The organism is Planktothrix paucivesiculata PCC 9631 (assembly GCF_900009265.2).
Lineage (GTDB): Bacteria > Cyanobacteriota > Cyanobacteriia > Cyanobacteriales > Microcoleaceae > Planktothrix > Planktothrix paucivesiculata.
On sequence record NZ_LR735004.1, the window covers coordinates 56101 to 67894 of the forward strand.

Annotated in this window: 9 protein-coding genes and 1 tRNA gene; 6 read left to right on the forward strand and 4 right to left on the reverse strand. The window is 44.2% G+C overall.

The features are described from left to right. Positions 1-192: 192 nt before the first annotated feature. A complete protein-coding gene (gene groES, locus PL9631_RS06395) occupies positions 193-504 on the forward strand; it encodes a co-chaperone GroES (RefSeq protein ID WP_083618174.1) in 312 nt (103 codons plus the stop codon). Between the two features lie 116 nt (positions 505-620). Then, on the forward strand, positions 621-2258 hold the full coding sequence (gene groL / locus PL9631_RS06400; protein ID WP_083618176.1) for a chaperonin GroEL: 1638 nt from the start codon (positions 621-623) through the stop codon (positions 2256-2258). Positions 2259-2378: 120 nt separating this feature from the next. Here groL and pgsA read toward each other — a convergent pair whose 3' ends face one another. The 3 genes from pgsA to PL9631_RS06415 form a co-directional block, all read right to left on the reverse strand. Next, a complete protein-coding gene (gene pgsA / locus PL9631_RS06405; protein WP_083618178.1) occupies positions 2379-2915 on the reverse strand; it encodes a CDP-diacylglycerol--glycerol-3-phosphate 3-phosphatidyltransferase in 537 nt (178 codons plus the stop codon). Between the two features lie 127 nt (positions 2916-3042). Beyond that, positions 3043-4800 carry an acetate and sugar kinases/Hsc70/actin family protein gene (locus tag PL9631_RS06410; protein WP_083618179.1) on the reverse strand — a complete coding sequence of 586 codons (1758 nt, stop codon included), beginning with the start codon at positions 4798-4800 and terminating at the stop codon, positions 3043-3045. 25 nt (positions 4801-4825) lie between these two features. After that, entirely contained in the window at positions 4826-7210 is a 2385-nt protein-coding gene (locus PL9631_RS06415; RefSeq protein ID WP_083618181.1) for a hypothetical protein, read from the reverse strand. Between the two features lie 451 nt (positions 7211-7661). On the opposite strand from PL9631_RS06415, the gene PL9631_RS06420 reads away from it, so the two are divergent. Then, on the forward strand, positions 7662-8372 hold the full coding sequence (locus PL9631_RS06420) for a Crp/Fnr family transcriptional regulator (RefSeq protein ID WP_083618183.1): 711 nt from the start codon (positions 7662-7664) through the stop codon (positions 8370-8372). A 61-nt stretch (positions 8373-8433) separates the two neighbouring features. Further along, complete coding sequence (locus PL9631_RS06425) at positions 8434-9063, forward strand: DUF2232 domain-containing protein (RefSeq protein WP_083618185.1); 630 nt, start codon at positions 8434-8436, stop codon at positions 9061-9063. A 16-nt stretch (positions 9064-9079) separates the two neighbouring features. Here the strand turns inward: PL9631_RS06425 and PL9631_RS06430 are convergent, their stop codons facing one another. Further along, on the reverse strand, positions 9080-10180 hold the full coding sequence (locus PL9631_RS06430) for a sensor histidine kinase (RefSeq protein ID WP_083618187.1): 1101 nt from the start codon (positions 10178-10180) through the stop codon (positions 9080-9082). 166 nt (positions 10181-10346) lie between these two features. Between PL9631_RS06430 and cobT the strand changes: the two genes are divergently transcribed. Beyond that, entirely contained in the window at positions 10347-11459 is a 1113-nt protein-coding gene (gene cobT, locus PL9631_RS06435) for a nicotinate mononucleotide-dependent phosphoribosyltransferase CobT (protein ID WP_083618189.1), read from the forward strand. 48 nt (positions 11460-11507) lie between these two features. Continuing rightward, a tRNA-Leu gene (locus tag PL9631_RS06440) sits at positions 11508-11590 on the forward strand. The last annotated feature ends 204 nt before the right edge of the window (positions 11591-11794 follow it).

The following is an 11794-nucleotide window of genomic DNA, read 5'->3' on the forward strand; positions in this document are numbered from 1 at the left end:
CCGCCTCCCCTGCTCCCCCTGCTCCCCCGCTCCCTTGTTCGGGAACCCGTACAACTTAGACTGTTGCAATGGGGACGCTTTTTTCGGTAAATTAGCACTCAGGGATCGAGAGTGCTAATTTCAATTCCCCAAAGGAAATGACAAAGCTCTGATCACCAAATATTTGTATTTATGTAAAGTGGAGGCTCATAAATGGCTGCTGTATCTCTAAGCGTATCAACCGTTAAACCCCTTGGTGAGCGCGTTTTCGTTAAAGTTAGTGCATCTGAAGAAAAAACAGCAGGTGGGATTTTTCTCCCTGATAACGCCAAAGAAAAACCCCAAGTGGGCGAAGTTGTGGCAGTTGGCCCTGGCAAACGCAATGATGATGGTTCTCGCTGCGAACTAGAAGTCAGCGTCGGTGACAAAGTTCTCTACTCCAAATACGCTGGTACTGACATCAAACTCGGTACCGATGAATTTGTTCTGTTAGCAGAAAAAGACATCCTAGCGATCGTCAACTAATCGGCGTTTTTAACCTTAGATCGTACACCACAAATTTGTTATCCGATCTACAAAGTTAAAACCCCAAGATTCAGTAATTCAATTCTAATTATCAACCTAAAACCTGAAGACAAAACATGGCTAAACGTATTATTTACAACGAAAATGCTCGTCGCGCCCTAGAGCGTGGTATGGATATCCTGGCGGAAGCCGTTGCTGTGACTCTTGGCCCCAAAGGCCGCAACGTCGTATTAGAAAAAAAATTTGGTGCGCCCCAAATTGTGAATGATGGCGTCACCATTGCTAAAGAAATTGAACTAGAAGATAACATCGAAAATACAGGAGTTGCCTTGATTCGTCAAGCCGCTTCCAAAACCAACGATGCGGCTGGCGACGGAACCACCACTGCAACGGTTCTGGCCCACGCCATGGTTAAAGAAGGTCTGCGGAACGTGGCGGCCGGTGCTAACCCCATCGAACTCAAACGCGGTATTGATAAAGCCACGACCTTTTTAGTCGAAAAAATCGCCGAACACGCTCGCCAAGTGGAAGATTCCAAAGCGATCGCTCAAGTCGGTTCCATCTCCGCCGGAAACGACGAAGAAGTCGGTAAAATGATTGCTTCGGCCATGGATAAAGTCGGTAAAGAAGGCGTGATTTCCTTGGAAGAAGGAAAATCCATGACCACCGAATTAGAAATTACCGAAGGGATGCGCTTTGACAAAGGCTATATCTCCCCCTACTTCGCCACCGATACCGAACGGATGGAAGCGGTTCTGGAAGAACCCTATCTGTTAATTACCGATAAAAAAATCACCTTAGTTCAGGACTTAGTGCCTGTTCTGGAGCAAGTTGCCCGTTCTGGCCGTCCTTTGGTGATTATCGCTGAAGATATTGAAAAAGAAGCCTTAGCAACCCTGGTGGTTAACCGTCTGCGCGGTGTGCTGAATGTGGCTGCGGTGAAAGCTCCTGGTTTTGGCGATCGCCGGAAAGCCATGTTAGAAGATATCGCCGTCTTAACCGGTGGTCAACTAATCACCGAAGATGCTGGTCTGAAACTGGAAAACACCAAGCTGGATATGCTGGGTAAAGCCCGTCGCATCACCCTGACCAAAGATAACACCACTATCGTTGCCGAAGGCAATGAAGCACCTGTTAAAGCCCGTTGTGAGCAAATTCGCCGTCAAATGGAAGAAACCGAGTCTTCCTACGACAAGGAAAAACTCCAAGAGCGCTTGGCTAAATTAGCTGGTGGCGTGGCTGTGATCAAAGTCGGTGCGGCTACCGAAACCGAAATGAAAGATCGCAAGCTGCGTCTGGAAGATGCCATCAACGCCACGAAAGCGGCCGTTGAAGAAGGTATCGTTCCTGGTGGTGGTACAACTTTAGCCCACTTAGCTCCTCAACTGGAAGAATGGGCTAATGCTAACCTGACCCATGAAGCCTTAACCGGAGCCTTAATTGTGTCCCGTGCCTTGGCTGCACCCCTGAAACGAATTGCTGAAAACGCAGGCGTTAACGGCGCTGTGGTAGCCGAACGAGTCAAAGAAAAAGACTTCAACGTTGGTTACAACGCGGCTTCTAACGAATTTGTGGATATGTTTGAAGCTGGGATTGTTGACCCTGCCAAAGTCACCCGTTCTGCTCTGCAAAACGCGGCTTCTATCGCTGGAATGGTGTTAACAACTGAGTGTATCGTTGCTGACAAACCGGAACCTAAAGACGGCGCTCCTGCTGGTGCTGGCGCTGGTATGGGTGGCGATTTCGACTACTAAGATCCTGACTACTAATTTATAGTTTGATATGGGGTGGCTTTTGTCGCCCCATATTTATTTAGGTAATGGGTAATGGGTAATGGGTAATGGGTAATGGGGAAGATTAAGTTTTTGATTATTTTAGGTTTTGATATTCTTAACACTTGATTCTACAGAAGGTTGAGGAATTAGATAAATTAAACCGGAAATTAGGGTTAATCCTACTGAGATCCAGAATAAGATTAAGCTAGGAGTTTGCCAAGGTTCAGGTAAAGGTGATATTAGAAAGGCGATCGCTAAAATTTGACTAACTGTTTTTAATTTACCCCAAATATTGGCTCCAGAAATTTGAGTTTGATTGACTCTCCATCCTGCAATAGTTAGTTCCCGTGCTAGGATTAAAAATACTCCCCAAGCTGGAATTGTTCCTAACTCAATTAAAGCCAGTAAGGGCGCGAAAACTAATAATTTATCGACTAAAGGATCAAGAAATTTTCCTAAATCTGTAACTTGATTCAGTTTTCGAGCTAAATATCCATCTAACCAATCGGTACTGGCTACTACTAAAAAAATTCCTAAACAAATCCAACGATTAGTAATAGTTGGATCATGTAAATAATAGAGTATAAATGGGATTCCGAACAAGCGAGAAATAGTAATCCAATTCGGTAAATTCATAAATCAGTTATCAGTTATCAGTTATCGGTTATTATATTATATTAAACTTAAGGCTAAAAGCCTTGAAATCAATTTCAGTAGAGAGTAGAGACACGCGCCATGGCACGTCTCTACAGCCTGTTAACTCTTAAACTGATGACTGATAACTGATTAATGGTTCTTCCCAATTTTGTAGGGAATTTAAACTTAATTGTGCTAAATATTTTCGGGTTAGGTCGGCGCGATCTAAACTGAGAAAATAATTATTATCTACATCTTGATAAAATAATGCTCCTTCGAGTAACCCTTGATAATCAGGATTATTTTGAGACTCTACCGTTAACCAAATTGCATCAGCAGGTGAAGGAATTAAACCCGAGGGTAATTTTCCATTAAGAATAGCTAGAATTCTATCGGAGACAGAACGGGTATTTACCCCACGATTTTCTAAGAGTTGATAAACTTCTGATAAAGATAAAGGTTGTTCTTTAAAGACTCGTAAAAGTTCCGCTAAAAGAAAATAATCACTGTACTGATGTCGAGACAGATCCAAGACTTTAAAATAAAGGGGCAATAGGGCTAAACCCCAAGCTAACCGACTACAATGGGAATAATTATTATCACTATTATATTGATCATGGGGACTATCTTGGGTGATCAAAGCATTGGGTAACTTTTGGCGTAACCAACGGCTTAAGGTCGGCCAAGTTCCATTTCCTCCCGTACAAATAGCTTGAGTAATTCTAATCGGAGAAATTCCCTGGGTGCTGAAAAGATGGTTGAGTTCTTGATTTAACTGTTGGATAAAGGGAATAAAAATCTTTTGTTCTAAATCCTTTTGGGAAATCTCCCAAGAATGGTTGTTTAAAGTTAAGGTATAGCGATCGCGTTGTTGCAGTTCAAATTTTAAAGTTTCTGCAATTTCTAATAGCTTTAAACCCGCAGGATCACTGTGTAAAATCTGTTTTAAACGATAACGTTTGACTAAATCAGGATGTCCCGGTTGAGGAAATTCTAAATTCCTAATATCCAGTTCTGGGAAGGATAAACCTTGGGACTGAATTAATAGTTGAGTAATAATATCCTGATTTAAGGCATCTCCGGCATAGGCTAAATGATCACAAACCACTTGGGAAGCCGTAAACTCGGTTAAATCTTGGGGAAGTTTTGCCACAGCCATTTCCGTTGTGGTCGCACCGATATTAATAATTAAAATTGTGCTATTCGGATCGGGAGGATGGAGATAGAATTGATATAATAGAGTGGCGATCGCATCCTCAATTATAAAAATTTGTTCAGGACGTTGAATAATTCCGGCTGCTAATACCGCTTCCCTAAGATTGAAACGATAGGCGTCTGTAGCATCGGTAGGACAGCCTAAGATCACCCCATCTAAACCCTTTAATGCCTGCTGAAATTCCACTGCATCGAGTCCCACTGCACCCAAAGCATAGACATTAGGTAAGGCTATGATCGGTGCAGTTCCCCGGTCTGGAGATCGGGCGGGGTAAATTCTGCGCTCGGGTAAGACTCGACCCGGATGTAATGTGGATAATAAGGCTGTCCAAGCCTCTCGGAATCCCCCCAAGGGCAGGGTTTGTTGTTCTGACCACTGAATTATGGGAAGCCGGATTAATTCAGGGGAATCAACCAATTGATCATAGGGAATACCCAAATTTAATAAGGGTTTAAACCGTTGGACGAGGCTTTGGGTTGTATCCTGGTCGGGGTCTAAATAGTAAACCTGAGAAGGAAGCCGAAAGGTGAAGGGAATATCCTCAACTTCAGAAAGTTCTGTCTGTTCCGCTTGCCAATAAATCGGATAAATTTTCTGGGTTTCACGATGCAACAACGCCGCGGATATTCCCGTTGTTCCTACATCAACTCCTAAATACCATTGAGTCATAATTAGTTATCAAGTATCCCGATGATCAGTTTTTAAAAAACTCCTGACTTAGTGCTTCAAGATTGAGTGAATCCCCCTCCTGTTCCGTATCCCAATTCAGGCTTTCTTCCTCGGATAGATTAAAACTATTGAAAACATCATCTAAAGTTAAATCTGACAATCCTGTAGTTGATGTATTTTGCTTTTCTGCCGCTGGTTGATTCCGAGATTCAAGGGAAAAAGATGGGACTGATTGAGCCGAACTAGGCTCCATTCCCAGATCTCTAAATAAATCTTCAAAAGTGATCGTTTCTTCGGGTTGAGCTACTTTTATAACTGCTTTTTGGGGTGAATTTTGCAGGGTGAATTGAGGTTGAGAAGGAGTGGATTTTATGGAAGTTTGTTTGGGAATTTGAGTGGTTTCAGGTTGTTCTAAATTAAATAGATCAGCCTCTAAATGTTCTAAAGTATTGCGATCAATTAATAAACGAGAATCCACTTGTTCACTATCGGCACTCAAATCTATGGGAAGTAAATTTTCATCCGGTGAAGCTTGAATATAAATATCCTTTTCTACATTGACCGTTTTGTTCTCAATAGGGTCAGGAGAAGACACCATCGGACTGGCGATTCCTGTGAGTTCTTGTTGGGTTCTCGCCGAGACCACACCGGAATTCGGGGAAGGAACCGCCTCAAACGTGGGTTCTTCAAAAACATCACTTAAATCGGCCAAGGTTTCTTCAAAGGGATTAGGTGTATAAGCGAAAGAGGAATCGGTGATTTCATCGATTAGGGGAGAGACTAACTCAACTTCTGGTGTAAATAAGTTTTCAGACTCTAAGGATACAGGATCAAGAACATCTGCGGTTAAGGAAAAGTCCGATTCTATCGGGACAATTTGATCCGGTTGACTGAATATATCCAAGCTATTTAAGCTCAAGAAACCGGCCGTTTCGTCGAAGGATTCGGTATCGATATTCTCTGATTCTAGGGGTTCAATTTTGGTTGTTTCTATTTCTAAATCCGCAAATAAATCTTCTGGATCTAAATCGAGTTCCGTATCATTCTCTACGGTTGCAGATTCCTTAATCTCGTTAGAAATATCGTTTCCCTGCTCCAAAACCTGAATTACATCAAAATCATCCCCAAATAAATCCCCATCTTGGGTTTGAGTCGTGGCAATACCGGGGGATTCTGTCGGGGTCGCCAGATCAAACAGACTTTCTAATTCTGAATCGGGGGCAGAGGGTTCGACCATCGATTGATCCGAATCATCCCAATCGAGAGAAAGAGACTCCTCGGGCATGATATCTAACCCATCCTGAGTCGAAGCAGCAGAGGAGAGGGGGACGTTTTCCTTGGACTCAACCTGGAATTCATCACTGATCTTAAATTGTTGTTCTTCCGGGAGATCCCGATCAGCAGGGATTGTAGAATTCCGTTGTCGAGGAACTTCTGCCCCCGCATAGGGAAAGAAGCCCTCAAAAGCGGAGGAAAAATCCCGGGGTGGAGAAACTACAGACTCAGGAGAGGGTAAATCGGCGGTTTTGGATGGGGTTTCCGATTCAGTTAATTGTAATGAAGATTGTAAATAGGAAGACGTTTCTTGACCGACCTGTTGGGCTAACTGGTTGATTAAGGTGGTAAACATGACTTCCCCCTGTTTTCCCAAACTGTGCATCCGTTCTAGGCTTTGTCCCAGGGAATCCGAATAGGTTTGCAGGTTTCGTTGCAAGGCTTCAAAAATGACACTCAGACTCGAATCTAAGGTCATCAACAAATGATCGGATTGGGCCTGTAACTGTCGCATCTGTTCCAGACGTTGGGCCGGAGTCAGATTAGAGAGGGAGGCTGGGGGTGTGTCAAACCGTTCCGAAGGCGGGAGGGAGGGAGTCTCGGTTAATAAAACCGAATCTAAAAATCGGGTTTCAATATGGTTTAGAGTTTCAGTGACGTTATGAATCAGACTATCTTGTAGTCGAGTCATGAACTCTTGCAAAAATTCACGACTGAGTTGTTGTTGATAGGGTTGAGGTGAGACTTGACCTAGGGCCTGGGCTTTTCGGGCTTCTAATTGTTGAATTTCCTGAATCAAATTGCGTTGTTCGGTACGCAAATGATCAATCTCATCCTGAAGCGGCTGGGTCAAATGGCTCCGCAAATAAATCATTTCCCGTCGAATGGCTTGCCACAGGGGTTCTCGCGTTCCGGGGGAGATAGACGGCTGATTCGTTTCCATCGGCGAGAGGGGAGCCTCCTCGTCTGCTTGTTCCGTCAGAAAAATCAAATACTTGCGGACACGCTCTAGGACTTGACGGGAGCGTGTTACGGTTTCCCCAAAGACAACCCAGGGCAAACGCAAGTTGGGCTGACTGAGAACCTCGTCAATTTCGGTGATGAGTGCTTGAATCTGACCTTTCTGAACATTCAAGGCTGAACCCCCTCAATATATCGTTCTAACAATGGGACAAAGTTGATCCGTTCTGCGGGTTTTCCACTTGACAATTACTCAATCTCAAGGATTCCCTTGATTAAAGCAGTGGTTATCTCCATAATATGTTAGGCTTGGCACGAAGGAATCAAGGAGCTAACTTGAGATCTCGGATGGATCGGCTCATGACCCGCCGGAGGCAATAGGGTTAAAAACTAAACCAGTTTAACTTTTTTATGTCCTGATAGCTCTAAAATATAAAACTGCCTAGTAATTTTTGATTCGGTGTTGTCATTAACACCAGGCGGAATCCGAGTTAACAATCATCGGGAAATTTTAGGGTAATTGACCCATAAAGAATCCTAATTCTGCTTTGGGTGCAATTAACTGATAACTCCATTTCTTGATTAGCTCGTTGCTCAATGCGAATTTATAGTATTATCACAGCCTCATGGAAGATCGGTATTTCTCCCGTGACAATCACTCTGACATCCACAAGATGATCTGCTCAACGCCTTTTTTTCAAGGCTTGCCACCGGAGGCGGCGGATAAAGCAACCTCTCATATTGTGGGTCGAAACCATCCAGCCAACCAAGTGATTTTGTTAGAAAATGACTGGGGAAGTTCCGTTTATTTTATTCTGGACGGTTGGGTCAAAATTCGTACCTATAATTTGGATGGTAAAGAAGTAACGCTGAATATTTTGGGTAAGGGTGAACTATTTGGAGAAATGGCGGCACTTGATGAAGTCCCCCGCTCCACCGATGTTATTACATTAGCACCAACCTTAATTGGGAATATGCCGGCTCAGGATTTTGTGGAGTTGATCACCACCGAACCCAAGGCGGGAATGCGACTGGCTCAGTTGATGGGCCGACGTTTACGCCAGGTGAATCGACGTCTGAGACTGCGCGAATCTGATAGTACCTCCCGGGTGGCTGATATTCTCCTATTTCTGGCCGAAGGCCAAGGTACAACTTCAGATCAAGGAGGAACACAAATTCCTAATCTTCCCCATCGGGAATTAAGTGGTTTGAGTGGTCTGGCCCGGGAAACGGTGACTCGGGTTCTCAGTAAATTAGAGAAAAAAGGATTAATTCATCGGGAACGGGATATTTTGAGTATTCCCGATGTCCATGCCCTAGAACGGATATTAGTCTGATCTGAAGTCCAGCCATTCCCCCTTCCCCCTTCCCCATTCGCCATTTTCTATTCCCTATTGCATGAGTGATTCCTCTCCCAAATCTTTAATTCTGGTGGAAACGGCTTTTCTGGCTAGTGCTGCGAGTTTGATTTGGTTTGTTAATTATTATTTTCCCATGGGGCCAGTGCTGCGGCTGTTTTTCTCCCTGCCCATGGCCTTATTATATTTACGCTGGGGAAAACGAGCTTCGGTTATGGGGGCCGTGGCTTCATTTCTATTATTATCGGTATTAATGGGGCCAACTCGCAGTATTGTATTTTTAATTCCTTATGGTTGGTTAGGGGTGGTTTTGGGCGGAATGTGGAAACGCAAATCTCCTTGGTGGCTTTCGATTGGGACGGGTTCTTTGATTGTTGCTATTGGTTTTTTCTTTAAATATTGGTTACTTTCCATCCTGCTAGGGCGGAATTTGTGGGCCTACGCTACGATCCAAATTACTGCGGTGGCGGACTGGATTTTTATTAAGTTGGGGATTTTGGCTCAACCCAGTTTAGTCTTTGTGCAGGTGCTGGCTGTTCTGATGATTTTAATTAATAGTATTGTCTATTTATTTGTGGTTCATCTAGTCTCGTTATTATTATTAGATCGTCTCAATAGCCCGATTCCTCGGCCTCCCAAATGGGTACAGGTTTTATTAGATTACGAGTGACACTATGGGAAAATATTTAAACCTTAACCTTGGGTAACTTGATAATAAATCTTGTCCCCTTACCCTCTCCACTTTCAACCTCAAGGGTTCCTTGATGCGCTTCCATAATACTCTTAGATAAAAATAACCCTAATCCCCAGCCTGTTTGATCCTCCGCACAAATAGTCCGACGAAATTGTTGAAATATGATTGATTGAGCGTCTAGGGCAATCGGCTCACCTTGATTATGGATAGTCAGGTTGACCTGTGTTTGGGTTTGCTGAAGTGTCAGTGTAATCGGCGTAGTAGGATCACCATATTTCACCGCATTAATGGCTAAGTTTTCAATCACTCGTCGTATTTCTTTGGGACTGCAATAAGTCCTGATCTCAGAATCAGAGACCACAACAAACCGCCCTCCATAAGCGAAGCTCAACTCCTCTACTACCTCCTGAAGTAGTACCTCTAAATTGCATTCTTCAAATTTCATTACTAAGCTCTGTCCTGTCCGCAGCCGACTCGCATCAAGCAGATTTTGAATCATGGAATCTAGCCGATTGACCGCGCTGATCATCCTCGTTGCCACATCGACATGGGTGTCTTCTCGTTCAAGCCGCCTCAGAGTCAGTTGAGTTCCCATTTTTACAACATTAAGAGGCCCTCTGAGGTCGTGAGTTAGCGTCACTAAAAATAGTTCTTGAATATCTTGCAGCGTTTCGGAGAATTGAGTAGCAGCGTCATTAACGGCTTGCTCAATAGAGCAGATAATAATTTCTCGATCCTTAATTCCTAAAGGTGATTCTTCTTCTAAAACTTGAAAGATGACTTGACGGAGGATGTGATACTCCCAAATGAGTTGACTCATACAGTAGTCAGCATACCCTGCCCGTTCATGCCCATGTAGCTTGCCAATCCGAGTGCTTTCTACCTCGTCGGCTTTGATTTGGGTAGATGTCCTGACCATTGTGTCTGAGAGTTCATCTACCATTTGGTTTAAGAACAGAGGTAGGGAATCTTGCAAGACAAGAGAGTTTTGATGTATTGATGCCCTGACTTCATCACGAACCCGGTTCTCCCACAGGTGCATAATTCTTTCAACATTTTGTTTAAGACGGTCAGACGCTTGGTTGGATGTCATTTAGGTTGTGGATGAGTGGCTGCTCAGAGAAGATTCTCTCTTTATTTAATACAGTTGAAACCTGTATTTTGGTATTACAGCAATCGTTATCTTAGCGTATTTTCTGCCCAAATCCTCTAACGATCACTGAAGCCACGGTTGTTTCTCACCTCTCCCCCTATTATCTATGACAGTTCGAGTTTATGCCCAGTTCGATCAAGGAAATCAGTGGTTACACCGCTATCAAGGAACTCAACCTGTATTTGCTTGTGTGTTGGGATTTACCGCCACAGCTTTAATTCCAGGGATTTCCGCCGCCGGAGCTACACCAGAGTCTCGACAATATACGGCCGTTGCGGATGCTGAGTTTCTCTATAATGGGCCCCAACCCCATCCCCAGTATCCCTTACCACCCTTAGATGCCGGGGCTTCTCCGGTGTTAATTTCCCGGGCGGTGGTGGAATCCTTAAAATGTCCTTTGTATCTGTTCAATGCGGGATTATCTGTCGCTCCTGCGGTTCCTACGATTGACTTGGGGGGAGTGGCGGCCAAATGTATAACATCGGGTTCTGCCATGACTTTAGGGACTGTCAAGCATCTGTTTGAGCAGGGGTTGATCTGGGGTGAACGGATGGCGCAGGATGCCCCAAATAGTTATCTGATTTTATCGGAATGTGTGGTGGGCGGAACTACTACGGCCTTAGCGGTGTTGCTGGGGTTAGGAATTTCTGCCATGGATAAGGTCAATAGTAGTCATCCCCAGTGTAATCATGGCCAAAAATTAGCGATCGCCACCACGGGATTACAACAAGCCGGGTTTTGGCCGTTATTGGGGATAAAGATTGATCCGTTCGAGTTAGTGGCCGCGGTGGGTGATCCGATGCAAATTGTGGTAGCGGGCATGACTTTGGCGGCTAGTCGTACCGTAGGGGTGCTGTTGGCGGGTGGAACTCAGATGTTAGCGGTTTATGGTTTGGTAGAGGCGATCGCCTCTGAATATCCTATTCCTTGGCGTGCTGATGGGGTGGTGGTGGGAACAACCCGTTGGGTCGCTGAAGATACCACGGGGGATACGGTTGGTTTGGCCAAACTGGTAGGAAATGTCCCCCTATTAGCCACGCAACTGAATTTTTCTACCTCGGTTTATCCGCAACTGCGAGCCTATGAACAGGGTTATGTGAAAGAAGGGGTAGGGGCTGGAGGGGCTGCGATCGCGGCTAATCTAGCCTTGGGTTGGAATAATACCCAACTTCTGCAAGCTATTGAAGCAGTCGCCGATCAGGTAAAATCAAATTATTAATGTTAAATTCTGCGGATCTGTGCTAGGATATGGTATTGAACAATAAACGCGGACATGGCGGAATTGGTAGACGCGCTAGATTTAGGTTCTAGTATCGTAAAGATGTGAAGGTTCAAGTCCTTTTGTCCGCATGATTCAGTACAGAGTAAACAAAAATGCTCTCCGAAAGGGGGGTATTTTTTGTGGATTTTGGGTCAAACCCCATACAATTTAGGCAATAGACCGATAGTATTAATAAAACTTATGACTTTTATCCAAAACCCTGATGTTAAAAGACTTTACAAACCGTAACAAAGCCGTTAATCTAGTAGACATAGATACCAAACGTACCTCGA

What these genes read in the sequence shown, in the direction of transcription:
- groES (WP_083618174.1), top strand. Translation starts at nt 193, where the DNA reads ATGGCTGCTGTATCTCTAAGCGTATCAACCGTTAAACCCCTTGGTGAG.
- groL (WP_083618176.1), top strand. Translation starts at nt 621, where the DNA reads ATGGCTAAACGTATTATTTACAACGAAAATGCTCGTCGCGCCCTAGAG.
- pgsA (WP_083618178.1), bottom strand. Translation starts at nt 2,915, where the DNA reads ATGAATTTACCGAATTGGATTACTATTTCTCGCTTGTTCGGAATCCCA.
- PL9631_RS06410 (WP_083618179.1), bottom strand. Translation starts at nt 4,800, where the DNA reads ATGACTCAATGGTATTTAGGAGTTGATGTAGGAACAACGGGAATATCC.
- PL9631_RS06420 (WP_083618183.1), top strand. Translation starts at nt 7,662, where the DNA reads ATGGAAGATCGGTATTTCTCCCGTGACAATCACTCTGACATCCACAAG.
- PL9631_RS06425 (WP_083618185.1), top strand. Translation starts at nt 8,434, where the DNA reads ATGAGTGATTCCTCTCCCAAATCTTTAATTCTGGTGGAAACGGCTTTT.
- PL9631_RS06430 (WP_083618187.1), bottom strand. Translation starts at nt 10,180, where the DNA reads ATGACATCCAACCAAGCGTCTGACCGTCTTAAACAAAATGTTGAAAGA.
- cobT (WP_083618189.1), top strand. Translation starts at nt 10,347, where the DNA reads ATGACAGTTCGAGTTTATGCCCAGTTCGATCAAGGAAATCAGTGGTTA.